This window comes from Pseudomonas sp. F2 (assembly GCF_057174385.1).
This window is the reverse complement of the sequence record NZ_CM169904.1, coordinates 411,650-437,491: the sequence shown is the minus strand read 5'-3', so window position 1 is coordinate 437,491 and position 25,842 is coordinate 411,650. Positions and strand designations below refer to the sequence as shown.

Sequence of the window (25,842 nt, the reverse complement as noted above, 5' to 3'; positions counted from 1 at the left end):
CAACGAGACGCGGTTTATACCCGCGCCTCCGGCCAGCGTCAAATGCTCAGTCCTGGGCGACCTTCACCACCAGTTTGCCGAAGTTGCGCCCCTCCAGCAGACCGATAAACGCCTCGGGCGCCTGCTCCAGACCTTCCACCACGTCTTCGCGGAATTTCACCTTGCCGTCGCGCACCCACGGCACCATGTGGCTGATGAACTCCGGCTGACGGTCGCCGTAGTCATCAAACACGATGAAGCCCTGAATCCGCACACGCTTGGTCAGCAACGTACGCTGCAGCATCGGCAGGCGATCCGGACCTTGCGGCGCTTCAGTGGCGTTGTAACCGGCAATCAGCCCGCACAGCGGAATGCGCGCCTTGGGATTGAGCAGCGGCACCACCGCATCGAACACATGCCCGCCCACGTTTTCATAATAGATATCGATGCCGTTCGGGCAGGCTTTGGCCAGTTGCTCGGCAAAGTCCGGCGCCTTGTGATCGATGCAGGCATCGAAACCCAGCTCCTCGACCACGTATTGGCATTTGTCGGCACCACCGGCCACACCCACGGCGCGCAGGCCTTTGATCTTTGCCACTTGACCCACCACCGAGCCGACGGCGCCGGACGCAGCTGCGACGACAAGCGTTTCACCTTCTTTCGGCTGACCGATGTCGATCAGCCCCATGTACGCAGTCATACCCGGCATGCCCAACACGCCAAGCGCCATCGACGGACTCGGCAGGCCGGACGGGATCGGCATGATGTTGCGGCCATCGCTGATGCTGTGGCTCTGCCAGCCGGTGAGGCCGACCACCAGATCGCCTTGGTGGAATTTCGGATGACGCGAATCCTCGACTCGGCTGACAGCACCACCGGTCATCACTTCGCCGATTTGTACCGGCGCGGCGTAGGACGGTGCGTCACTCATGCGTCCGCGCATGTAAGGGTCCAGCGACAGGTACAGGGTCTTGAGCAGCACCTGGCCATCTTCGAGATCCGGCAACGCTTCGCGCTCCAGACGGAAGTTTTCCGGAGTCGGCGCGCCGACCGGGCGCGAGGCGAGGACGAAGCGTTGATTGAGGGTCAGAGGGTCGGACATGTCAGCGTCTCCTGTGAATGATGAATTCGGGGGTATAGGGAGCAGACCTTGGTGGCATCACAGCGTTCGATGTTTCTACTAGACGCCTGTGGCGAGGGAGCTTGCTCCCGCTGGAGTGCGAAGCGCTCCCCCTGCTTCCTTTCAGGTATACCGGGTTTTCAGGGTTTACGACGACTTCGTCGCCGAGCGGGAGCACGCTCCCTCGCCACAAACGAACACCGAACGCCCCAGAGACGGAAAAAAAAATGCCAGGCGCGATGCCTGGCATTTTGTGTAGCTCATCCAACCCGCGTTGGCGAATCAGAATGGCAGTTTCATCCCCGCTGGCAGGTTCATGCCGGCGGTCATGCTGCCCATTTTTTCCTGGCTGTTGGCTTCGATCTTGCGCACGGCGTCGTTGACGGCGGCGGCGACCACGGCTTCGAGCATTTCCTTGTCGTCTTCGCTCAGGCCTTCAACCAGGCTTGGGTCGATGCTGACGCTTTTCACGTCGTGACGACCGGTCATGACCACGGTGACCATATCGCCACCGGCCTTGCCAGTGACTTCGGCGTTGGCCAGTTCTTCCTGCATCTTGGCCATTTTTTCCTGCATCTGCTGCGCCTGCTTCATCAGGCCGGCCATGCCACCTTTCATCATGGGAATCACCTCAAAAGTACTTGGATCAAAACAGCGCCCGGCGCTTAACGCCGAACGCCCTCAGTTATTAGCCTTGGGCGACCAAGGCATCGACAGGTTCAATAGTATCGTGTCGCACCACCGCACCGAACTGTTGGACCATCTGCTGGATGAACGGATCGCCGTGGATCGATTCCTCCGCCTCGCGCTGACGGTTGGCCCGACGCCGCGAAGCAGCTTGCGCCGGGGTTTCCTGCTCGGGCTTGATCAGCTCGATGGTCAGGCTCAGCGTGCGACCGTGGAACTGGTTCAACGCGTCGTTCAGACGCCGCTGTTGCGTGGCGTTGAACAGTGCGCTGTGCGCCGGGTCCAGGTGCATCAGCCAATGGTCGCCATCGACCGCGATCAGCGTGCAGTTGGCGGCGATGCTGCCGGTCATGCCGGAGATCGGCAGTTGCGGGAACAGCTCCAGCCATTGCAACGCCAGACCGGTGGCCGGCGCGGCGGCAGGCTCCGGCTCGGGTTCCGGGGCTGGCTCGGCGGTGTGCTCGCTGGCGAGGTCGTCGAGGTAGCTGTAGGCCGAATCCATGTCCGGTTCGATGTAGTCTTCGTCCAGCGGCGGCTCATCGTCGAGGTCCATGCCCGGCGTGGCGGCATCAACGTCGGCGACCGACGGTTCGGGAATCGGCGCAGCGGCCCACTCGGGCGCGTCCGGCACCACGCTGTCCGGGGTCGGCAGCGGCATCGGCGGCAATTCGGGCTGCTCGCTGGCGGTTTCCAGCACCGGCTCGACGGCCGGCTGCTGCACAGGCGCGGGTTCCGGCTCAGGTTCGACCGGATCGTTCCACGGCAGGTCGACCACTGCTTCGGCGACTGGCTCTGGCTCTGCTTCCGGCGCAGGTGCCGGCGCGGCGGTCACCACAGGCGCTGCCTCCGGAGCCGGCGCAGCAACCGCCGCTGGCGTTGGCGCAACAACCGCAGCGACCACCGGCGCAGGCTTGGGCGCGGCAGCCACGGAGTTTGCGGAATCAACTGTGGCCTGGCTGATCCCCACTGGCTTTAGCGGTTGCCTCGGGGCGTCCGCGGTGTCTGCGGGCCGGAAGGCCAGCATCCGCAGCAGCACCATCTCGAAACCGCCACGCGGGTCCGGCGCCAGCGGCAAGTCGCGGCGGCCGATCAGGCCCATCTGGTAATAGAACTGCACGTCTTCGGCCGGCAGCGCCTGCGCCAAAGCCAATACGCGGTCACGGTCGCCATGGCCGTTGTCGACACCTTCAGGCAAGGCCTGGGCAATGGCGACACGGTGCAGCACGTTGAGCATTTCCGAGAGCACACCATTCCAGTCCGGGCCCTGCTCGGCCAGGTGGCGCACGGCTTCGAGCGACGCCTTGGCGTCGCCTTCGATCAGTGCATGCAGCACGTCGAAGACCTGGCCGTGATCCAGCGTGCCGAGCATGGCCCGCACATCGGCGGCCAATACCTTGCCTTCACCGAAGGCGATGGCCTGGTCGGTCAGGCTCATCGCGTCACGCATCGAACCATCGGCGGCGCGGCCCAGCAGCCACAGCGCGTCGTCTTCGAACGGCACGTTTTCGGCGCCGAGCACGTGGGTCAGATGCTCGACCACGCGCTCGGGCGTCATGTTCTTCAAGGAGAACTGCAGGCAGCGCGACAAAATCGTTGCCGGAAGTTTCTGCGGGTCGGTGGTCGCGAGGATGAACTTGACGTACGGCGGCGGCTCTTCGAGGGTTTTCAGCAGCGCATTGAAGGAATGGCTGGAGAGCATGTGCACTTCGTCGATCAGGTAGACCTTGAAGCGCCCGCGGCTCGGCGCGTACTGCACGTTGTCGAGCAGCTCGCGGGTGTCCTCGACCTTGGTCCGGCTCGCGGCGTCGATCTCGATCAGGTCGACGAAGCGCCCTTCATCGATCTCGCGGCACACCGAACACTCGCCGCAGGGGCTGGAAGTGATACCTGTCTCACAGTTCAGGCATTTGGCAATGATCCGCGCAATGGTGGTCTTGCCGACCCCGCGGGTACCGGTGAACAGGTACGCGTGGTGCAGCCGCTGGCTGTCCAAGGCATTGATCAGAGCCTTGAGCACATGGGTCTGGCCGACCATTTCGCGGAACGAGCGCGGACGCCATTTACGTGCAAGAACCTGATAACTCATCGAAAACCGTCGCAACGAAGGAAGCTGAAGCGGCTAATGCTAGCGGAGCAAGGGCAAAATTGCATCCGGTGTGCTCGTCTAATCTGGCTAAGCTGCTGTTGGCGAGGAAATTTCGCTCGTGGTCGGGACTCATCGGAGCATTTATGCGTTGGGCCTTGGGAGCTTTGTTGGGGATCAGTCTGAGCGTGAACGCCGCCGAACCGCCGCTGCGCTTCGTCGTGGCCGACAGCTGGGCGATGCCCATGGTGCAAATCGAGCACGGCCGCCCCACCCAGGGCATTCTCCACGACATCATGCTCAGCCTGGCAACGCAGGTCGGCGTGCCGGCCGAATTCCATGTGCTGCCGCGCGCCCGGGTGCAGAACGCCATGGAACACGGTGAAGTCGACGTGCGCTGCTATGCCGCACAATCATGGTTGCCGAATCAGTCCGGAGACTACATCTGGAGCCTTCCGCTGCTGTTCCAGCGCGATCTGCTGATCAGTCGCGACGATCAGCCGCTCCACGTCGAGCCCGCCCGCCTGCCCCGGCAATCGATCGGCACCGTGCTCGGCTACACCTACCCGACTCTGCAACCGCTGTTCGACGCCGACCACCTGCAACGCGACGACGCGCGCAATCAGGAACAAGTGCTGGAAAAACTCCTGGCAGGGCGTTATCGCTATGCGGTGAGCAATCAATGGACACTGGACTGGTTCAATCAGCGCCTGCTGCCCGAACAGCAACTGCGAGGGGTGGCGGTGCTGCAGGAGCAGCATGTCGGCTGCTATGTGAGGAATGATCCGCAGGTGCCGGTGCAGCGAATTCTGCGCACGTTGCTGCGGATGAAAATGTCGGGGGAGATTGATGACATCATCCGGTTGTATACCGGATCCTCGGAAACCACCCCATAACCCCTTTTTTGGGGCGAGACATTTCCCACAGAGGATTATTCAGTAACCGTGCGACTCACGGAATTTCTGGTAGTCGTGAAACTCGATCCACTCGACCACATCGTACGGCAGGTAAAGCTGCTGGCGGGCGCGGGAGATGGCGATGTACACCGCGCAGATCCGCTGATCGAACGCGTAGGCGTCCTTGAACTGCACGTTGGTCAGCAGCTCGGGCGTCAGCAGAACGCGGTCGAACTCCATGCCGCCCGCCTCCTGCGCCGGCATCAGCAGGCAGCTTTTGCCGGGGCTGCCGATCATCCGGTTGAGCCGGGTCAGATCAGCGACCTTGAAGCCCTTCTCCAGCTCGGCCTCGACCCACAGAAACGCCTCGTCGTACTGGTTGGCCTCGCGCACCTGCTGCCACTTCGGCACGTCGCTGAAATAGCGATGCGCGCCCTTCTCGCTGTGCGTGGAACTGTAGTAATCGACCCTGAACAACTCGACGGCACTGGTCATGAAGTGTTCGAAGTCGCGCTGCGCTTTCATGTCGGCAAAGCTGAACGGGCAATTGGCATCGTGCAGCTGCATCGCCCACTTCATGGTGTCCCACGGTGACGCCGTCAGCACCACACAACCTTGCGGCGGGACAAAGCCCTGTGGATAAAACTCGATGCCGACGTCCGCCTCACGCGCGCCTTCGAAGGGTATCTTGCTCTTTTCCGAGTGCCGGGAAATCAGCGGATTGACCAGACGCTCGACGTTGCGCCCCGAACGCACCGAATAGGTGATATCGCTCTGGCGCACTTCACGTTTTCTTTTCACCAGATCGCGCTCGGCGTGCTGGTACTCATCGCCCAGCGTGATCAGCACCTGCCGGCCGCGCTCGATAATCTGCAGCAGCGACGCAGGAATGTCCTGGCTCTCGTCGATCAGCACGTGGGTATACCGCGACGGCACCACGCAGCCCGCGAGGCTTGCCCGCTTGATCAGCAACAAGGCTTCGAAGCCGCTCTGCCGGCCCCATGCCGGGTTGGCCTCGAGGTAAGTCCAGACGCGGCTCGAATACTCCAGCAACACCTTGGACTCAAGGCTGGACAAGGACAGTTTGAAATGCGGCAGATGATGCGCCGACAGGCTGTAGTCCCGGGAGTGGCAATAGCGCTCGAGGGTTTCCAGACAAACGCTCAGGGTGCGTTGCGCGTCGTGCTCGCGAAAGCCCAGGATATTCAGCGCCTGCGCCAGACTCTGTTTGCTCGCGACCCGGCCGGCGGCGCCTGCGGGTGGCAGCTTGCGCCCATAAATCAGCCCGCGTGCGAACGCTTCAAAGGTGATGCCGGGTTTGCGGTCACCGGTAACGCCCATGCGTTGGCGGAGCGTCGCGAGTTTTTCCGGCGTGCGTGCCAGCAGCAGGGTTTTCGCGGGATCCAGACACTCGGTCAAGGCGCCGATCAGATGACTCTTGCCGATCCCGGCGTAGCCTTGGACGTGCAGGTCTTCATCGAGGTTGGCGCGGAAGGTTCTGACCAGTTTGTCTTGCGCAGCGCTGAGCCAGCGCTCGCGGTGTGCCGGGCTGATCATCTGCTGGCTGAACGGATTGTTGGCCGCGTGGTGGCGCGTTTTGAACTCATCATCCCACTTGCCATCCGGCAGCAGGTAATCCTGCGCCGACACCTCGTCAGCCAACAGCAAACGCAGATTCAATCCCCTGATGGCGTTCAGGCCGAAATACAGCTGACGCGGATCGAACAGTCGTTGCGCCTCGGACAGCAACCCTGTCCGGCCATCGACCGCCCACGCAATCAGCCGCGCCAGCACCTTCTCCGCCGCAGCGGCAGTGAGATCCTTCTCGGCGGCCTGAGACAGATTCTGGATGACCAGCACGGCGGCGAGCTGCGCATCGGTCAGCGCGTCGAGGACTTTCGCGCCATCGGGCTGCAACAGGCTCGCGCAGGTCTCGTCCGTCACGGGCAAGTAAACGGCGGTGGATAAATCGTGATGTTCCGGGTGCATACAACCTCGTAGCCAGGGCGCGAACTTGTCAACGACGCGCGCAGCAAGACGGTGGAGTATGCCACTGTTCAACCTTGGTGGCTGAACAGGCATCGGGGTGGCTGCCTTCAAGAGCAGGCTTGCTCCCACAGGGGCTGGCGTGAAAGCCCAAATCGCAGGCATAAAAAAACCGCAGTGGGCGAAACCCATGCAGTTCTGTTGAAGCGTTCTTTGTTCGTTAAGGTGGTAACCCCACCAGCCACACCCCGGCACACAATGTTCCCGCTGTGGCTGCTTCCTTCCGGATCTGACCAGGTTCACGGGTAATCGTTGCGGGGGGACCGATGGGGTCACCATAACGACACTCACCTGTCGGCGAGCCGCGCCATTGTACCTGTCTGAGATGAAGTTACAACCGTTGGTTGCAGATAAAAATATGAACGGGTTCAAGGACATGCGCTGAGCCCGAAAAGATCGCAGCCTGCGGCAGCGCCTACAGGGTCAGCACCTCGTCCGCTTTGCCGCCCGCCTGCTGGATCACCAGATGAATGAAGTGCAGCTTGGCAATCGCCGCCGCCGGCAGCACGAACGGGTAGAAATCCGGCTGCCCCATGCTGCGCGACAGTTCGTTGAGCATGCCCGCCAGTTCGATCCACGCATTGACGAACGACAGGAACGCCGCGCCGCCGGGATGCTCTGGGTCATACAGTGTGCTGGGTGGAAACGGCTGATAGTCGAAGTCCATCTCCCGTGCACTCATGCCGAAACCCAGTGCGGTGTCCACCGCGTCCATCATGTGCAGGTAATGCGCCCAGGTTTCCGCCCAGTCTTCCCACGGGTGCATGGTCGCGTAGGCGCTGACGTAGTGTTGCGGCCAGTCCAGCGGCGCGCCTTGTTGATAGTGACGGTCGAGCGCTTCGGCGTAACTGGCGCGCTCGTCGCCGAACAGGTTGCGGAAGGCTTCGAGCCACGGGCCGTTGGCGATCAGACGATCCCAGTAATAATGCCCGACCTCATGCCGGAAATGCCCGAGCAGCGTGCGATAAGGTTCATGCATCGCCGCCCGCACCTGCTCGCGATGGGCGTCGTCGGCTTCTTTGATGTCGAGGGTGATCAGGCCGTTGGCGTGGCCGGTCATTGGCGCGTTGCCTTCGAGGTCGACGCCGATGAAATCAAAGGCCAGGCCGCGCTCTTCATCCACGGTTTTCGGGATGACCGGCAGCCCGAGGGTGATCAGTTGCGCCACCAGCCGGCGTTTGGCGATTTCCACTTTGCGCCAGCGCTCAGGGTTTTCCGGCACCGACAGGTCGGGGATGGTGCGATTGAGGCTGCAGGCGACGCACAGGCTATCGCGGCCTTTATCCGGCAGCAGCCAATTGCAGGCGGCGGGAGTGTCGAGATTGGCGCAGCGGCGGAACAATCCGGCATCGGGATCGGCATCGAGTGTCCAGCTACCGTCCTGCGGCCCGGGCTTCAGCGAGGTCAGGCGACTTGCTTCAGGCTGATAGCCAAGCATGGCGCTGCAAGCCAGGCACTGGCTGTTGCGAAAGAACAGCGACTGGCCGCAGCGGCACGGCCAGATTTTGCTGTTGCGTGAAGACTCGCCCATGAACGGCGCGACGATGCGAGAACTGAGCTGCTCGAAAAAGCGGTACATGGCGATCTCTCCCTGGGGCTTGCCAAGACTAGATCATCCTCGTGCGCTGATCGTTCCCACGCTTTGTGTGGGGAAAAGCAAAAGATCGCAGCCTGCGGCAGCTCCTACAGAATTAGTGTCTTGCCACATTGATCCCCTGTAGGAGCTGCCGAAGGCTGCGATCTTTTGTTCTTAAACGGACAGACCGTGTCCCTTCAGGAAAGCGATAAACGCCTCTTCGTCCATCACCTTCACCCCCAGCTCATTGGCCTTGGTCAATTTCGAACCGGCTCCGGGCCCCGCCACTACGCAGTGGGTCTTGGCCGATACCGAACCGGCGACCTTGGCGCCAAGGCTTTCCAGATGTTCCTTGGCCACATCACGGCTCATCAGCTCGACCTTGCCGGTCAGCACCCAGGTTTCGCCGGACAACGGCAGGCCTTCGACGACTTTCTTCTCGCTGAGCCAGTGCATGCCGAAATCACGCAGCTGTTTCTCCGCCGCTTCGGCAATCTGCCGGTGCTCGGCCACAGCAAAAAACTCACGCACCGAATTGGCCTGCTTCTCCGGCAGCGCCTGGCGCATGTCCAGCCAGTCGGCATTCATCACCGCGTCCAGCGAACCGAACTTGTCTGCCAGTTTCTGCGCGCCGCCCGGGCCGACAAAGGGAATGTGCAGCTTGTCGAGCAGACCGCCAAGGGTGGTGCTGGCGGCGAACTCGGCGCCCAGTTCGCCCTGATCCTGAATCTGCAGGCCATGCCCCAACAACTCGCTGATCACCTGCTGGTTATGCGCATCTTCAAAGAAGCTGTGAATCTCGTGCGCCACTTCCAGGCCGATATCCGGCAGGTAGGTCAGCACTTGCGGCAACGCCTGCTGCACGCGCTCCAGCGAACCGAGCGAGCGCGCCAACACTTTGGCCGTCTCCTCGCCGACGTCGGGAATGCCCAGCGCATAAATGAACCGCGCCAGCCCCGGCTGCTTGCTGTCTTCAATCGCCGCCAGCAGCTTGTTGCTGGAGACTTCAGCGAAGCCTTCCAGATCGACAATGTCGTCGAACTTCAGCGCATACAGATCGGCCGGCGAACTGACCAGACCTTCGTCGACCAGTTGCTCGACGCTCTTGTCGCCAAGGCCTTCAATGTCCATCGCCCGACGCGAGACGAAGTGAATGATCGCCTGCTTCAGTTGCGCACCGCAGGCCAGACGGCCTACGCAGCGGTACACTGCGCCTTCGCTGATGGTTTCCTTGCCCTTGCTGCGTTTGACCAGTTGCGTGCGCTCGACATGGGAGCCGCAGACCGGGCAGTTCTCTGGAATCGCTACAGGACGCGCATTCTCGGGGCGACGTTCGGTGACCACTTGCACCACCTGCGGGATCACGTCTCCGGCGCGGCGGATGATCACGGTGTCGCCGATCATCAGGCCCAGGCGCGCCACTTCGTCCATGTTGTGCAGGGTGGCGTTGGCCACGGTGACGCCCGCGACCTTGACCGGTTTCAGCCGCGCCACCGGCGTGACCGCGCCGGTACGGCCGACCTGAAATTCCACGTCGAGCAGCTCGGTGAGCTCTTCCATGGCCGGGAATTTGTGCGCAATCGCCCAGCGCGGCTCGCGGGCACGGAAACCCAGCTCGCGCTGATCGGCGATGCTGTTGACCTTGAACACCACACCGTCGATTTCGTAGGCCAGCGCGTTACGCCGTTCGCCGATGTCGCGGTAGTAATCCAGGCACTCGCCGATGCCTTTGGCCAGTTTCAACTCGTGACTGATCGGCAGGCCCCACTTCTGCAACTGCTTGAGGTTGCCGATGTGGGTATCGGAGATATCGTGGGAGACCTGGCCGATGCCGTAACAGCAGAATTCCAGCGGGCGGTTGGCGGTGATCTTTGAATCCAGCTGACGCAGGCTGCCGGCCGCGGCATTGCGCGGGTTGGCGAAGGTCTTGCCGCCGACTTCCAGTTGCGAAGCGTTAAGGCGCTCGAAACCGGCCTTGGACATAAATACTTCACCACGCACTTCCAGAGTCGCCGGCCAGCCTTCGCCATGCAGCTTCAATGGAATGTTGCGCACCGTGCGCACGTTGACGCTGATGTCTTCACCGGTGGTGCCATCGCCACGGGTAGCGCCGCGTACCAGCACACCGTCCTGATACAGCAGGCTGACCGCCAGGCCATCGAGTTTCGGCTCACAGCTGTATTCCACCGCCGCACCGCCACCGAACAGATCACCGGCCGGCAGATCCAGACCTTCGGTCACCCGGCGGTCGAACTCGCGCATGTCGGTTTCTTCGAAGGCGTTGCCGAGGCTGAGCATCGGCACTTCGTGACGCACCTGGGTGAATGCAGTCAACGCCACGCTGCCGACACGCTGGGTCGGCGAGTCGCTGGTGATCAGTTCGGGATTGGCCGCCTCCAGCGCCTTGAGCTCGTGGAACAACCGGTCGTACTCGGCGTCCGGAATGCTCGGCTCGTCGAGGACGTGGTACCGGTAGTTGTGCTGATCGAGTTCAGCACGCAGCTCTAGAATGCGGTTTTTGGCGGCGGTCATGGGTGTTCTCTCATAAAGCAAAAGAGCAGCCGAGGCTGCTCAATCTCTAAATCACAGTGGCTCAGGGCTATGGACATTGTGGCGAGGGAGCTTGCTCCCGCCGGGCTGCGCAGCAGCCCCAAAATCACGGCGGCTTCGCCACCGAGCGGGAGCAAGCTCCCTCGCCACAACTGCGCTCTGGCCTTAGCGCTTCTGGGTCAGGGCGCGGCGCTCGAATTCGACGATGCGCTGACGGTAGTGCTCGATAGTCTGCGCGGTCAGCACGCTGCGCTGGTCGTCTTTCAGCTCGCCGTTCAGCTCCTGGGACAGCTTGCGCGCTGCCGCCACCATCACGTCGAAGGCCTGCTTCGGATGACGCGGGCCTGGCAGACCGAGGAAGAAACTCACCGCCGGCGTGCTGAAATGGTCGATGTCGTCCAGATCGAAAATACCCGGCTTGACCGCGTTGGCCATGGAGAACAGCACTTCACCGTTGCCGGCCATGCTTTCGTGGCGGTGGAAAATATCCATCTCGCCAAAACGCAGACCGCTTTCGAGAATGTTCTGCAGCAAGGCCGGGCCTTTGAAGCCGGCGGCGTCACGGCAGATCACGCTGATCACCAGGACTTCTTCGGCTTGCGGCTGATCCTTGTCGGCCAAGGCCGGCGCCGGCTTGCTGTCTTCGACGAAGTCGTCATCACGGCTGCTGAAGCTCGGGCCGCCGCCCAGGTCCAGATCGAGGTTCAAGTCGCCCTGGGCCGGACCATTGCTGCCGCGCTTGCCACGCTTGGAGCCGGATTCGCGAGGCTCGCGTGCTTCGCGGGCCGGCATGCTCACCGATGGCAGATCGTGTTCGTCCAGTTGTGGCTCTTTGTGCGTATCCAGCACGCGGGCCGGGCCCAACAGCTCAGCGCTGGTGTCCTCGTCCGGCAGGTTGGACAGACTTCGGTCAAGACGGAATTTCAGTTTTCCCTTGCCGCCGCGCATACGGCGCCAGCCATCGAAAAGAATACCGGCTATCACAATGATGCCGATGACGATCAGCCACTCGCGCAGACCGATTTCCATGTAATCCCGTGCCTCTATAAAAAATGCTGAAAAATAAGGGGTTTACATTGTGCAAACCGCTTTAAAACGTGGCGCCAACTCTATGTTCTGACAGGCGTTTTGCCCACGTATACGAAAAATTGACATTAAACTAGCACGACCAAAGACAACTTTACACCGTCTGTCACGTTGGCTTGCGCGAATATGTCGATTGGCCAGCAAGTCGAAGTCGGTAAAAAAGTCCTACAGACTATTCATACCCTTCCGACACCACGCTGACTCAGGCGTCCACCATCGCCATCGCCTCCTCGACATCCACTGCAACCAGTCGCGAACAACCCGGCTCGTGCATCGTCACGCCCATCAGTTGATCGGCCATTTCCATGGCGATCTTGTTGTGGGTGATATAGATGAACTGCACGGTCTGCGACATCTCTTTAACCAATCGTGCGTAGCGTCCAACGTTAGCGTCATCCAGTGGCGCGTCAACTTCATCGAGCATGCAGAACGGCGCCGGATTCAATTTGAAGATCGCAAAAACCAGTGCCAGCGCGGTCAGGGCTTTTTCCCCGCCGGAGAGCAAATGGATGGTGCTGTTCTTCTTTCCTGGCGGCCGCGCCATGATCGTCACCCCTGTATCGAGTAGATCTTCGCCCGTCAGTTCCAAATACGCGCTGCCGCCACCGAAAACTTTCGGGAAAAGCGCCTGTAAACCGCCATTGATCTGATCAAAGGTATCTTTGAAGCGGTTACGGGTTTCCTTGTCGATCTTGCGAATGACGTTTTCCAGGGTCTCCAATGCTTCGACCAGATCGGCGTCCTGCGCATCCAGATAACGTTTACGCTCGGATTGTTGCGTGTATTCGTCGATGGCCGCGAGGTTGATCGCGCCCAGGCGCTGAATCCGCGCATTGATCCGTTCGAGTTCTTCTTCGGCGGCGCGTTCACTGGCCTCAGGCGTCAAGGTCGCGAGCACGCCATTGAGATCGTAGCCGTCTTCGAGCAATTGATCCTGCAACGCCTTGCGCCGCACGGTCAGCGCCTGCCATTCCATGCGCTGCTGTTCGAGCTGACCACGGATCAGTTGCGATTGCTGCTCGGCCTGGGTCCGGCGCTTTTCCGCCTCGCGCAATTCGCGGTCGGCATCTTCCAGGGCGATCTGCGCGGTCTTCAGTTCTTCGTCGACGGTCATGCGCTTGTCGAGCAGTTCTTCGAGTTTCAGGCGCAGCTCTTCCAGCGGCGCCTCGCCCTCCTCCAGATTCAGACTCAACTGTTCGCGTTTTTCGCTCAGGCGCTCGGCCTGCATTTCCAGACGCTCCAACGCCTGGCGCGTGGAATCGTGCTGCGCGCGCAACGAACCGAGACGCACCGCCAGTTGATGGGCGTGATCCTTGTGCTGGCGAGCTTCCTGGCGCACGCGATCAAGGCGTTCGCGCAAGCTGTCACGCTGGGCCAGCAGCAATTCGCGCTGCTCGGTGTCCAGCGCCATGGCATCGAGCGCTTCCTGCAATTGCATGCGCGCTTCGCCGACTTGTTCGTGCTCAAGCTCGCGCTGCTCGGCGAGCTCGATCAGCTCTTCGTCAAGCCGCGTGCGGCGCAGCGTCAGTTGTTCGGCCTTGGCTTTACCGGCGGACAGTTGGGCTTTCAATTCACCTTGTGAGCGGGCCTCATCCTGCAGCAGGCGACGCAAATGTTCGCGGCCGTTTTCCTGCTGACGCTGTTGCGCACGCAAGGTCTGCAAGCGGGTTTCCATGGCTTCGACCGTGGCTTCGCGCTCTTCGCGCTCGGCCTGCAGCGTCTCGATTTCCTGGCCCCGGGCGAGCATGCCGCTCTCGGCTTCACTGGCGCGACGTACGCGCAGGAAGTGTCGACCAACCCAGTAACCGTCGCGACTGATCAGGCTCTGCCCGGCACTCAACTGCCCGCGCAGGGCCAGCGCCTGTTCGAGGCTGTCGACCGGTTTGACCTGGCCGAGCCATGGCGACAGATCGATCTGCGCCTCGACTTTATCCAGCAAACTGCCCGCGACGCGCACGCCATCACTGGCGGGGCTGAGCAGGCGCAAATCCCCTTGGGTGAAACCGGACAGATCGAAGCCGCTGAAGTCATCCACCAGCACCGCTTGCAGATCGGCGCCGAGCACGGTTTCCACCGCCAGCTCCCAACCAGCCTCGACCTTCAGGCCTTCGGCCAGACGCGGCCGTTCGGCGAGGTTGTGTTCTTTCAGCCATTCGGCGGTGCCGGTGCCCGGATCGAGCGCAGCTTGCTGCAAGGCTTCCAGCGACGCCAGTCGCCCGTTGAGCCGTTGCAGATCGCCCTGCGCCTGTTGTTGCGCGGTCAGTGCCTGCTGCAATTCCTGACGCAGTTGTTCAAGTTTTTCGACCTGCGCTTCTTCGCTGGTCTGCAAATCTTCGAGGGTCGCTTCGGATTCGGCGAGCTGCTCGTTGAGCGCCATGATCGCCGCGTCTTCCGGGTCGGCGGAGAGCAAGTCGCGCTCCTCGGCGAGACGCTTTTGCCGATCGGCCAGCCGTTCCATGCTGGTTTCCAGTTGCTGGATCCGCGACTGCTGCACTTCGGCCTGGCGCCGGGGTTCGGCGGCGGTCAGGTTGAAGGTGTCCCACTGCTCCTGCCAGCCGTGCATGACGCTTTCGGAATCTTCCAGTGCGGCGGCGGCTTCTTCGGCGGCGGCGCTGGTGACTTCCTGCTCGGGGATGAGCATGTCCAGCTCTTCGCCGAGGGTCAGCAGCAACGTACGGTCATGGCCCAGGTGCGATTCGGTTTCCAGACGCGCGCGCTCGGCTTCTTTCAGATCGTCCTGCAACTGACGCAAGCGCTGCTGGCCATGCTGAATGCTCTGCTCGACCCGGGCGATGTCGCCGCCGACCGAATAGAAGCGTCCCTGCACCAGATTGAAGCGTTCGGACAGTTCATGGTGCCCGTCGCGCAGGCGCTCGATGGCGGCATCGGCATTGCGCTGCTCGGCGACCAGCGCTTCGAAACTGACTTCCTGGTTGCCGATGATCGATTCGCGCTGGCCGACCTGATCGTTCAGGTCCTGCCAGCGCAGGGCCGACAGTTGCGCCTTGAGCTGGCGCTCTTCGGCTTTGTATTCCTGATACTTCTTGGCGGACTCGGCCTGCCGGTGCAGGCGTTCGAGCTGGCGCTCCAGCTCTTCGCGCAGGTCGGTCAGACGCGCAAGGTTTTCGTGGGTGCGGCGGATGCGGTTTTCGGTTTCGCGCCGACGCTCCTTGTACTTGGAGATGCCCGCCGCTTCTTCGATAAAGTTGCGCAGGTCTTCCGGCTTGGCTTCGATCAGCTTGGAGATCATCCCCTGCTCGATGATCGAGTAGCTGCGCGGGCCGAGGCCGGTGCCGAGGAAGATGTCGGTGATGTCGCGACGGCGGCACTTGGCGCCGTTGAGGAAATAGCTGTTCTGGCTGTCGCGGGTGACTTTGCGGCGAATGGAAATCTCGGCGTACGCCGCGTATTCGCCGACCAGCGTGCCGTCGGAGTTGTCGAACACCAGTTCGATGCTCGCCTGACTCACCGGCTTACGACTGGTCGAGCCGTTGAAGATGACGTCGGTCATCGACTCGCCACGCAGGTTCTTCGCCGAACTCTCGCCCATCACCCAGCGAACGGCGTCGATGATGTTCGACTTGCCGCAACCGTTCGGCCCGACGACTGCCGCCATGTTACTGGGGAAGTTCACCGTGGTCGGGTCGACGAAGGACTTGAACCCCGCCAGTTTGATGCACTTTAGCCGCACGCTCAGGCACCCGTCAGGGCGGAGACCACCAGATCGCAGCTGCGCTGGGCATAAGCCGTCAGCACGATGCGGATCTGCGGCAAATCACGGGCGAGGACAGCGGCCAGCAGGCGTTCGAACAGTTCGAGGAACTCGCTCATTTCCGCCTTGCGCTGTTCGAGGGCGAGGAAATACGCACGGCTCATGGCCGGCTGCAGGTTCTCGACGGTCTCTTGCAGGTACGGGTTGTTGGCAAACGGGTACGCCGCGCGCATCACGGCGAAGCTGTCATCGACGAAGGTGCGGATGTCCTGACGCTCATAGCTGGCGGTGAGGCGCTGCTGGATCTGCACGAACGGCGCCATGTCGGCCTGGGTCTGCCAGCCATTGGCGACCGCATTGCCGAGCAGGATGTACAGCTCGCTCATCAGCGTGCACAGGCTCTGCACCTTGTGTGCGGTAAGTTCGGTGACATGGGCGCCACGTCGCGGCAGGATCGCGATCAGGTGACGGCGTTCGAGGATCAGCAGGGCTTCGCGGACCGATCCGCGGCTGACATTGAGGGCCAGCGTGACCTTCTGTTCCTGAATGCGCTCTCCCGGCTTCATTTCGCCGCGAATGATGCGTTCGGCGAGGTGGTGAGCGATTTGCTCGGCGAGGCTGTCCGGCGCCTTGAACGTCATGGTTGTCCTTCAAACTCTTCGATCTGCACAAGCGGCGCAGTGTAGCGCAAATGCACGTGCATGGCGGAGTGCCCGCACGGCGCTTTTTGGCACGATTCAAGCAAAAAAGCAGGGGTTCCGCTCAGGGTCAATACTCAATAGAGCACGCGTTAATCGACAATACCGATTTTCCTGACCTTTAAGTCAGAAAACCATTGACCGAAAAGTCAGACCTGCTAAATTCGGCTCACGTCGGTTAACAACAATAATGAGTCTGCGAGGCCTTCCGTGATCCAGTTTTTACTTAACCAGGAACTCCGTAGCGAGCACGCCCTGGACCCGAATCTGACCGTGCTCAATTACCTGCGTGAGCATGTAGGCAAATCCGGCACCAAAGAAGGCTGCGCCAGCGGCGACTGTGGCGCCTGCACCGTAGTAGTCGGCGAGTTGCAAACCGATGACGCCGGCCGCGAACACATTCGCTATCGCAGCCTCAACTCGTGCCTGACCTTTGTGTCGTCGCTGCACGGCAAACAACTGATCAGCGTCGAAGACCTCAAGCACAAGGGCGAATTGCACAGCGTGCAGCAAGCCATGGTCGAGTGCCACGGCTCGCAGTGCGGCTTCTGCACCCCCGGTTTCGTCATGTCGCTGTTCGCCCTGCAAAAGAACAGCGATGCACCGGATCAGGCCAAGGCGCACGAAGCGCTGGCCGGCAATCTCTGCCGCTGCACCGGCTACCGGCCGATTCTCGCCGCCGCCGAGCAATCCTGCTGCGGCAAACAGCCGGACCAGTTCGATGCCCGCGAAGCCGAGACCATCGCCCGCCTCAAAGCCATCGCCCCGACCGATATCGGTGAACTCAACAGTGGCGACAAGCGCTGCCTGGTGCCGCTGACCGTGGCCGATCTGGCTGATCTGTATGACGCTTACCCACAAGCGCGGCTGCTGGCCGGCGGTACCGATCTGGCGCTGGAAGTCACCCAGTTTCACCGCACCTTGCCGGTGATGATCTACGTCGGCAACGTCGCCGAAATGAAGCGCATCGAAAGCTTCGATGACCGCCTCGAAATCGGCGCCGCCACCGCCCTCTCCGACTGCTACGAAGCGCTGACTGCCGAATACCCGGACTTCGGCGAACTGCTGCACCGCTTTGCCTCGCTGCAGATCCGCAACCAGGGCACCCTCGGCGGCAACATCGGCAACGCCTCGCCGATCGGTGATTCGCCACCGCTGCTGATCGCCCTCGGCGCGCAGGTGGTGCTGTGCAAGGGTGAAACCCGGCGCACCCTGAACCTGGAAGATTACTTCATCGACTACAAGGTCACCGCCCGTCAGGAAAGCGAGTTCATCGAGAAGATCATCGTCCCGCGTGCCACGGCCGAGCAGCGTTTCCGCGCCTACAAGGTCTCCAAGCGCCTGGACGATGACATTTCCGCCGTCTGCGCCGCCTTCAATCTGCGCGTCGAGAACGGCGTGATCACTGAAGCACGCGTGGCGTTCGGCGGCATGGCCGCGATCCCCAAACGCGCCGCGCATTGCGAAGCCGTGCTGCTCGGCCAGCCATTCAGCAACGCCGTTATCGAACGCGCCTGCGCCGCACTGGGCGAAGACTTCACGCCGCTCTCGGACTTCCGCGCCAGCAAGGAATATCGCCTGCTCAGCGCGCAGAATCTGCTGCGCAAATACTTCATCGAACTGCAAACACCGCACATCGAGACTCGGGTGACCGCTTATGTCTAACCATCACGGCGTAGAAAAAACGCAAGCTGAACTGGCTGAATTGTTCGCCAAGGACCTGACCACCGGCGTCGGCCGCAGCGTCAAGCACGACAGCGCCGCCAAGCATGTGTCCGGTGAAGCGCAGTACATCGATGATCGCCTGGAATTCCCCAATCAACTGCATGTTTACGCACGGCTGTCGGACCGCGCCCACGCGAAAATCATCCGCATTGACACCAAGCCCTGCTACGCCTTCGAAGGCGTGCGCATTGCGATCACCCACGAAGACGTGCCGGGCCTGAAAGACATCGGCCCGCTGCTGCCGGGCGATCCGCTGCTGGCGATCGATGACGTGCAGTTCGTCGGTCAACCGGTGCTGGCCGTGGCCGCGAAAGATCTGGAAACCGCGCGTAAAGCCGCGATGGCCGCGATCATCGAATACGAAGATCTGGAGCCGGTGCTGGACGTGGTCGAGGCCCTGCGCAAACGCCACTTCGTGCTCGACAGCCACACCCATCAGCGTGGCGATTCGGCTTCGGCATTGGCCACCGCTGAACACCGCATTCAAGGCACGCTGCACATCGGCGGCCAGGAACACTTTTATCTGGAGACGCAGATCTCCTCGGTAATGCCCACCGAAGACGGCGGCATGATCGTTTACTGCTCGACGCAGAACCCCACCGAAGTGCAGAAACTGGTGGCCGAAGTGCTCGACGTGTCGATGAACAAGATCGTCGTCGACATGCGCCGCATGGGCGGTGGTTTCGGCGGCAAGGAAACCCAGGCCGCCAGCCCGGCGTGCCTGTGCGCGGTGATCGCGCACCTCACCGGCCAGCCGACCAAGATGCGCCTGCCACGGGTCGAAGACATGCTGATGACCGGCAAGCGCCACCCGTTCTATGTCGAGTACGACGTCGGCTTCGACAGCACCGGGCGCCTGCACGGCATCGCCATGGACCTGGCCGGCAACTGCGGCTGTTCGCCGGACCTTTCCGCTTCGATTGTCGACCGGGCGATGTTCCACTCGGACAACTCTTATTACCTCGGTGACGCGACCATCAACGGCCACCGCTGCAAGACCAACACCGCGTCGAACACTGCTTACCGTGGTTTCGGCGGCCCGCAAGGGATGGTCGCCATCGAAGAAGTGATGGACGCGATTGCCCGCCACCTCAACCTCGATCCACTGGCCGTGCGCAAGGCCAACTACTACGGCAAGACCGAGCGCAACGTCACCCACTACTACCAGACCGTCGAGCACAACATGCTCGAAGAGATGACCGCCGAGCTGGAAGAAAGCAGCCAGTACGCCGAGCGCCGCGAGGCGATCCGCCGCTACAACGCCAACAGCCCGATCCTGAAAAAAGGCCTGGCGCTGACCCCGGTGAAATTCGGCATTTCCTTCACCGCCAGTTTCCTCAATCAGGCCGGCGCGCTGATCCACGTCTACACCGACGGCAGCATCCACCTGAACCACGGCGGCACGGAAATGGGCCAGGGTCTCAACACCAAAGTCGCGCAGGTGGTGGCCGAAGTGTTCCAGGTGGAAATGGATCGGGTGCAGATCACCGCGACCAACACCGACAAAGTGCCGAACACCTCGCCGACTGCGGCCTCCAGCGGCGCTGACCTCAACGGCAAGGCCGCGCAGAACGCCGCCGAGATCATCAAGCAGCGTCTGGTGGAATTCGCCGCGCGGCACTACAAGGTCAGCGAAGAAGACGTGGAATTCCACAACGGCCATGTGCGCGTGCGTGACCACATCATGACCTTCGAGGCGCTGATCCAACTGGCGTATTTCAATCAGGTCTCGCTGTCGAGCACCGGTTTCTACAAGACCCCGAAAATCTACTACGACCGCAGCCAGGCCCGGGGCCGGCCGTTCTACTACTTCGCCTTCGGCGCAGCGTGCTGCGAGGTGATCGTCGACACCCTGACCGGCGAGTACAAGATGCTGCGTACCGACATCCTCCACGACGTCGGCGCCTCGCTGAACCCGGCCATCGACATCGGTCAGGTCGAGGGCGGTTTTATCCAGGGCATGGGCTGGCTGACCATGGAAGAGCTGGTCTGGAACAACAAGGGCAAGCTGATGACCAACGGCCCGGCCAGCTACAAGATCCCTGCCGTGGCGGACATGCCGCTGGACCTGCGGGTGAAACTGGTTGAAAACCGCAAGAACCCGGAAGACACGGTGTTCCATTCCAAGGCCGTGGGTGAGCCGCCGTTCATGCTCGGGATTGCCGCGTGGTGCGCGATCAAGGACGCGGTAGCGAGCCTTGGTGACTACAAGCATCAACCGCAGATCGATGCGCCGGCGACCCCGGAGCGGGTGTTGTGGGGGTGTGAGCAGATGCGCCAGCTCAAGACGGTGAAAGCGGTCGAAGCTGAAACCGAGTTGGCTCCGCTCTAGACCGAGGCGCGGCCCATCGCTGGCAAGCCAGCTCCCACAGTGATCCGTGGTGATTTCAGGATTTGCGGTACACCACAAAACCTGTGGGAGCTGGCTTGCCAGCGATGCGGCCCGAACAGACAACGACAGATGTCGAGGTGAACATGTACAACTGGATCGACGCCCTCGCCGACCTGCAGAACCAGGGCGAACCCTGTGTTCTGGTGACAATCATCGAAGAACTCGGCTCGACCCCGCGCAACGCCGGTTCGAAGATGGTCGTCAGCGCGAAACAGACCTTCGACACCATCGGTGGCGGGCATCTGGAATACAAAGCCATGCAGATCGCCCGCGAGATGCTCGCCAGCGGCAAGCAGGACACCCATCTGGAGCGCTTCAGCCTCGGCGCCAGCCTCGGCCAGTGCTGCGGTGGCGCCACCGTGTTGCTGTTCGAACCGATGGGCCAGGTGCAGGCGCAAATTGCCGTGTTCGGCGCCGGACATGTCGGCCGCGCGTTGGTGCCGCTGCTCGCCAGCCTGCCGTGCCGGGTACGCTGGATCGATTCGCGGGAAGAGGAATTCCCCGCCCAGATTCCCCACGGCGTGCGTAAAATCGTCGCCGAAGAGCCTGTGGATGAAATTGATGACCTGCCCGCCGGCAGCTACTGCATCGTCATGACCCACAACCATCAGCTCGACCTGGAACTGACGGCCGCGCTCCTCAAGCGCAACGACTTCGCTTACTTCGGCCTGATCGGTTCGAAGACCAAACGCGTCAAATTCGAACATCGCCTGCGTGATCGCGGTTTCGACAGCAGCGTCGTGCAACGCATGCGCTGCCCGATGGGCATCGGCGAAGTCAAAGGCAAACTGCCCGTGGAAATCGCCATCTCCATCGCCGGCGAAATCATCGCCACCTATAACGCCAATTTCGGCCAGCACAGCGCCAGCGCCGAACCGATTGCCAAACTGCTGCCGGTTTCCCGGCGCAGTCAGGCCGCCACACTCAAAGCCTCAAACTGATTAGAGAACCCTCATGCCTCTGACTCGCAAAGCCTACCGCGCCGCCATCCTGCACAGCATCGCCGACCCCGCCGAGGTCGGTATCGAAGCCTCCTACGAATATTTCGAGGACGGCCTGCTGGTGGTCGATGGCGGCAAGATCAGCGCCCTCGGCCACGCCAGCGAACTGCTGCCGACCCTGCCGGCGGACATCGAGATCACCCACTATCAGGATGCGCTGATCACCCCGGGCTTCATCGACACCCACATCCACCTGCCGCAAACCGGCATGGTCGGGGCCTACGGCGAACAACTGCTGGACTGGCTCAACACTTACACCTTCCCGTGCGAAAGCCAGTTCGGTGACAAAGCCCACGCCGACGACGTGGCCGATATCTTCATCAAGGAACTGCTGCGCAACGGCACCACCACCGCACTGGTGTTCGGCAGCGTGCACCCGCAGTCGGTGAACTCGTTCTTCGAAGCGGCCGAGAAGCTCGACCTGCGGATGATCGCCGGCAAGGTGATGATGGACCGCAATGCGCCGGACTACCTGACCGACACCGCCGAATCGAGCTACGTCGAGAGCAAGGCGCTGATCGAACGCTGGCATGGCAAGGGCCGTCTGCATTACGCGGTCACCCCGCGTTTCGCCCCGACCAGCACCCCGGAGCAACTGACCCTCGCCGGCCAGTTGCTGACCGAATACCCGGATCTGTACATGCAGACCCACATCAGCGAGAACCTCAAGGAAATCGAGTGGGTCAAGGAATTGTTCCCGGAGCGCAAGGGCTATCTGGACGTCTATGATCACTACCAACTGCTCGGCGAGCGCTCGGTATTCGCCCACGGCGTGCACCTGTGCGACGACGAATGCGCGCGGCTGGCGGAAACCGGCTCGGCGATCTCGTTCTGCCCGACCTCGAACTTCTTCCTCGGCAGCGGCCTGTTCAACCTGCCGATGGCCGAGAAGCACAAGCTGAGTGTCGGTCTGGGCACCGACGTCGGTGGCGGCACCAGTTTCTCGCTGCTGCAAACCCTGAACGAAGCCTACAAAGTCATGCAGTTGCAGGGGGCGCGCCTGAGTCCGTTCAAGTCGCTGTACCTGGCGACCCTCGGCGGTGCGCGGGCACTGCGCCTGGAAGACAAGATCGGCAACCTGCAACCGGGTTCCGACGCCGACTTCCTGGTTCTGGATTACAATGCCACACCGCTGCTCAGCTATCGCCTGAAACAGGCCAACAACATTGCCGAAACGTTGTTTGTGCTGATGACGCTCGGGGATGACCGCACCGTGCAGCAGACGTATGCGGCGGGTGCACTGGTGCATCAGCGCTGAGTTTCCCAAGGCATAAAAAATCCCCCAGCGCTTTTCAGCCTGGGGGATTTTTGTTGCCTGTCAGATTGCTATCGCTGGCAAGCCAGCTCCCACAGGTTTTCCGGTGTATCGCAGATTCGGTGAACCCCACAAATCCCTGTGGGAGCTGGCTTGCCAGCGATTGGGGCGACTCGGTGTCAGCTCAAAGCTTGGCCGCAGGGCGCCCAGGCTTCTTGGTCTGCAACAAATGCGAGAACACTGCATGCAGATCATCCGACGCACTTTCCTCATCGAGGTTGAGCTTGCTGTCGATGTGGTCCATGTGGTGCATCATCAGGTCCACCGCCAGCTCACCGTTGCGCGCTTCGATGGCGTCGATCAACTGGGTGTGCTCGTCGTAGGAGCAATGCGAGCGGTTGCCGCTTTCGTACTGGGCGATGATCAGCGAGGTCTGCGAGACCAGGCTGCGCTGAAAGCTGATCAGTGGCGCATTTTTCGCCGCTTCGGCGAGTTTCAGGTGAAATTCGCCGGACAGACGGATACCGGCGCCGCGATCGCCACGGGAGAAGCTGTCGCGCTCGTCGTTGACCATCTGGCGCAGTTCGGCGATCTGCTCGGCGGTGGCGTGCTGCACGGCCAGCTCGGTGATTGCACGCTCCACCAGACGACGGGCCATGAACACCTGCCGCGCTTCTTCTACGCTCGGGCTGGCGACGACAGCGCCACGATTCGGCCGCAACAGCACCACGCCTTCATGGGCCAGACGCGACAGCGCGCGGCGAATGATGGTGCGGCTGACCCCGAAGATTTCCCCCAGCGCTTCTTCGCTCAATTTTGTACCGGGCGCCAGACGCTGTTCGAGGATCGCCTCGAAAATGTGCGCGTAGACAATATCGTCCTGGGTTCCGCTGCGGCCGGCTTTGCCTGCTCGCGGTTGTTTCTTGAGGGGTTGCAACTGTTCGTTCATGGGCACTCGAGTCGGGAGAACTGCGGCGAATAGACCGTGACTGTAATACGGCACAGTAGGTCGCTGGCAAGTATCGCGTAAAAAACAGCGCGATTGTACACAATGGATGGTGGCAACACGACTGTATGGCTGTTTGTGACCACGGCTGTATTGCAACGATCCGTTACGATTGAGTTTAGGCTTGATCGCAGAATCCGCTTTTGCGCACACCTGCTCCTACACAGGGTTCAGCGTAATTGCGGACATCTCCATCTGTATAAGGAACACCGCCGTCATGAACGACGCCACCTACACCCGCCTGCGCCCCCTCGCCGACACTTCGCCCTCGGCGATCGTCGCCGGTTTCATCGCGATGATGACCGGCTACACCAGTTCGCTGGTGCTGATGTTCCAGGCCGGGCAAGCGGCGGGCCTTAGCAGCGGGCAGATTTCCTCGTGGATCTGGGCGATCTCGATCGGCATGGCGGTGTGCTCGATTGGCTTGTCGCTGCGCTATCGCACACCGATCACCATTGCCTGGTCGACCCCCGGTGCAGCCCTGCTGATCACCAGTCTGGGCGGTGTCAGCTACGGTGAGGCCATCGGCGCCTACATCACTTGCGCAGTACTGGTGACCATTTGTGGGCTGACCGGCAGCTTCGAACGCTTGGTGAAAAAAATCCCGGCATCGCTGGCGGCGGCGTTGCTGGCGGGGATTCTGTTCAAGATCGGCAGCGAAATCTTCGTCGCCGCACAGCACCGTACCGGGCTGGTGCTGGGGATGTTTTTCACCTATCTGCTGGTCAAGCGCCTGTCGCCGCGTTACGCGGTGCTCGCTGCATTGCTGATCGGCACCGCGCTGTCGGGCTTCATGGGGCTGCTGGACTTCAGCGGCTTTCACCTGGAAGTGGCGACGCCAGTCTGGACCACGCCGCACTTCTCACTGGCCGCGACCATCAGCATCGGCATTCCGCTGTTCGTGGTGGCGATGACCTCGCAGAACATGCCCGGCATCGCCGTGCTGCGCGCCGATGGCTACAACGTCCCGGCCTCGCCACTGATCACTACCACCGGCATCGCCTCGCTGTTGCTGGCGCCGTTCGGTTCTCACGGCATCAACCTCGCGGCGATCAGCGCAGCCATCTGTACCGGGCCGCACGCCCATGAAGACCGCAACAAACGCTACACCGCCGCGGTCTGGTGCGGGATTTTCTACGGGATTGCCGGGGTGTTCGGCGCGACATTGGCGGCGCTGTTTGCCGCGCTGCCGAAAGAACTGGTGCTGTCGATTGCCGCATTGGCGCTGTTCGGTTCGATCATCAACGGTTTGAGCATTGCCATGACCGAGGTGAAAGAACGCGAGGCGGCGCTGATCACGTTCATGGTCACGGCGTCGGGGTTGACGCTGTTTTCCATCGGTTCGGCGTTCTGGGGGATTGTCGCGGGGGTGCTGACCTTGCTGATACTCAACTGGCGTAAAGCTTAAAGCAAAAGATCGCAGCCTGCGGCAGCTCCTACAGCGATTGGTGCAGGAGCTGCCGCAGGCTGCGATCTTTTGATCTTCCCAAAAAAAACGGCGACCCGAAGGTCGCCGTTTTTTTCAGTATCACTTGGCCGCGTTGATCGGCTTTTCCGGATACCAGACGTCCAGCAGCGGGCTGACGGTCATGCCGGTCAGTTCGCTACGGTTTTTCAGCCAGGCTTCAACGGCAGCGCGCTGCTCTTCGTTGACCGAGCCACGCTTCTGCAGGCATACCAGACCGAAGTCATCGCCGCCAACATAACCCAGACCGTTGGCTTCCATGGCTTCTTTGATGAATGCTTCGAGGAAAGCGTCAATGGCTTCTTCGGACAAGTCTTCTTTGAAGTCCAGGTTCAGTTCGAAACCCAGCTCTTGAAATTCATCAACGCACAGTTTTTTGCGCAGACGCTGGGAACGGTTAGTCGCCATTGGAACAATCCTCTTAAGTAATAACGGCCGGCACTTTACCAGTTTAAGCCGTCAATTGCCCGACTCTCTGGGTGCTATGGCCGACCGCCTGTAAAAAAAATAACGAAATGGCCGCTCCGGGCAAGGCACAAGCTGTTACACCTTGGGGCATAATGCC

Annotated in this window: 17 protein-coding genes and 1 other RNA gene; 6 read left to right on the top strand and 12 right to left on the bottom strand. The window is 61.5% G+C overall.

Features of this window, described 5'->3' with window-relative positions; genetic code table 11:
- Positions 1-46: 46 nt before the first annotated feature.
- The 3 genes from AC193Q_RS01980 to dnaX form a co-directional block, all read right to left on the bottom strand.
- Positions 47-1,081, bottom strand: coding sequence for an NADP-dependent oxidoreductase (locus AC193Q_RS01980; protein ID WP_121184534.1), 1,035 nt, complete (start codon positions 1,079-1,081; stop codon positions 47-49).
- A gap of 300 nt (positions 1,082-1,381) precedes the next feature.
- Positions 1,382-1,720, bottom strand: coding sequence for a YbaB/EbfC family nucleoid-associated protein (locus tag AC193Q_RS01975; RefSeq protein WP_003223337.1), 339 nt, complete (start codon positions 1,718-1,720; stop codon positions 1,382-1,384).
- Positions 1,721-1,787: 67 nt separating this feature from the next.
- Positions 1,788-3,872, bottom strand: a complete 2,085-nt coding sequence (dnaX, locus tag AC193Q_RS01970; RefSeq protein WP_483879081.1) for a DNA polymerase III subunit gamma/tau — start codon at positions 3,870-3,872, stop codon at positions 1,788-1,790.
- Positions 3,873-4,015: 143 nt separating this feature from the next.
- Between dnaX and AC193Q_RS01965 the strand changes: the two genes are divergently transcribed.
- Positions 4,016-4,765 (top strand): substrate-binding periplasmic protein, encoded by a 750-nt coding sequence (locus AC193Q_RS01965; RefSeq protein WP_483879080.1) that lies wholly within the window; start codon positions 4,016-4,018, stop codon positions 4,763-4,765.
- A gap of 39 nt (positions 4,766-4,804) precedes the next feature.
- Here AC193Q_RS01965 and AC193Q_RS01960 read toward each other — a convergent pair whose 3' ends face one another.
- The 7 genes from AC193Q_RS01960 to AC193Q_RS01930 all read right to left on the bottom strand — a co-directional run bounded on the left by AC193Q_RS01960 (position 4,805) and on the right by AC193Q_RS01930 (position 16,376).
- On the bottom strand, positions 4,805-6,754 hold the full coding sequence (locus AC193Q_RS01960; protein WP_483879079.1) for a hypothetical protein: 1,950 nt from the start codon (positions 6,752-6,754) through the stop codon (positions 4,805-4,807).
- A 229-nt stretch (positions 6,755-6,983) separates the two neighbouring features.
- Positions 6,984-7,080: signal recognition particle sRNA small type (gene ffs / locus AC193Q_RS01955), an RNA gene on the bottom strand.
- Between the two features lie 146 nt (positions 7,081-7,226).
- On the bottom strand, positions 7,227-8,390 hold the full coding sequence (locus AC193Q_RS01950) for a putative zinc-binding metallopeptidase (protein ID WP_476286586.1): 1,164 nt from the start codon (positions 8,388-8,390) through the stop codon (positions 7,227-7,229).
- 171 nt (positions 8,391-8,561) lie between these two features.
- Positions 8,562-10,919, bottom strand: a complete 2,358-nt coding sequence (ligA, locus tag AC193Q_RS01945) for an NAD-dependent DNA ligase LigA (RefSeq protein ID WP_121184524.1) — start codon at positions 10,917-10,919, stop codon at positions 8,562-8,564.
- A 183-nt stretch (positions 10,920-11,102) separates the two neighbouring features.
- Positions 11,103-11,966, bottom strand: a complete 864-nt coding sequence (zipA, locus tag AC193Q_RS01940; protein WP_121184522.1) for a cell division protein ZipA — start codon at positions 11,964-11,966, stop codon at positions 11,103-11,105.
- A 259-nt stretch (positions 11,967-12,225) separates the two neighbouring features.
- Positions 12,226-15,714, bottom strand: coding sequence for a chromosome segregation protein SMC (gene smc, locus AC193Q_RS01935; RefSeq protein ID WP_095667079.1), 3,489 nt, complete (start codon positions 15,712-15,714; stop codon positions 12,226-12,228).
- 2 nt (positions 15,715-15,716) lie between these two features.
- Positions 15,717-16,376, bottom strand: a complete 660-nt coding sequence (locus tag AC193Q_RS01930) for a GntR family transcriptional regulator (protein WP_047293032.1) — start codon at positions 16,374-16,376, stop codon at positions 15,717-15,719.
- 267 nt (positions 16,377-16,643) lie between these two features.
- Between AC193Q_RS01930 and xdhA the strand changes: the two genes are divergently transcribed.
- The 4 genes from xdhA to guaD all read left to right on the top strand — a co-directional run bounded on the left by xdhA (position 16,644) and on the right by guaD (position 22,809).
- The gene (gene xdhA, locus AC193Q_RS01925) at positions 16,644-18,098 is read left to right on the top strand and encodes a xanthine dehydrogenase small subunit (protein WP_121184520.1); all 1,455 of its coding nucleotides are present in this window, start codon (positions 16,644-16,646) and stop codon (positions 18,096-18,098) included.
- Positions 18,091-20,490 carry a xanthine dehydrogenase molybdopterin binding subunit gene (gene xdhB / locus AC193Q_RS01920; RefSeq protein WP_121184518.1) on the top strand — a complete coding sequence of 800 codons (2,400 nt, stop codon included), beginning with the start codon at positions 18,091-18,093 and terminating at the stop codon, positions 20,488-20,490. Before xdhA ends, xdhB begins: the two co-directional genes overlap by 8 nt.
- Before the next feature lie 143 nt (positions 20,491-20,633).
- Positions 20,634-21,491, top strand: coding sequence for a xanthine dehydrogenase accessory protein XdhC (xdhC, locus tag AC193Q_RS01915; protein WP_121184516.1), 858 nt, complete (start codon positions 20,634-20,636; stop codon positions 21,489-21,491).
- A 13-nt stretch (positions 21,492-21,504) separates the two neighbouring features.
- Complete coding sequence (gene guaD / locus AC193Q_RS01910) at positions 21,505-22,809, top strand: guanine deaminase (protein ID WP_121184514.1); 1,305 nt, start codon at positions 21,505-21,507, stop codon at positions 22,807-22,809.
- A gap of 181 nt (positions 22,810-22,990) precedes the next feature.
- On the opposite strand, the gene AC193Q_RS01905 is transcribed toward guaD, so the two are convergent.
- Positions 22,991-23,755, bottom strand: a complete 765-nt coding sequence (locus AC193Q_RS01905) for a GntR family transcriptional regulator (RefSeq protein WP_007961054.1) — start codon at positions 23,753-23,755, stop codon at positions 22,991-22,993.
- A gap of 274 nt (positions 23,756-24,029) precedes the next feature.
- Between AC193Q_RS01905 and AC193Q_RS01900 the strand changes: the two genes are divergently transcribed.
- The gene (locus AC193Q_RS01900) at positions 24,030-25,220 is read left to right on the top strand and encodes a benzoate/H(+) symporter BenE family transporter (RefSeq protein WP_041067769.1); all 1,191 of its coding nucleotides are present in this window, start codon (positions 24,030-24,032) and stop codon (positions 25,218-25,220) included.
- A gap of 120 nt (positions 25,221-25,340) precedes the next feature.
- Here AC193Q_RS01900 and AC193Q_RS01895 read toward each other — a convergent pair whose 3' ends face one another.
- On the bottom strand, positions 25,341-25,685 hold the full coding sequence (locus AC193Q_RS01895) for a YggL family protein (protein WP_003223308.1): 345 nt from the start codon (positions 25,683-25,685) through the stop codon (positions 25,341-25,343).
- Positions 25,686-25,842: the final 157 nt, after the last annotated feature.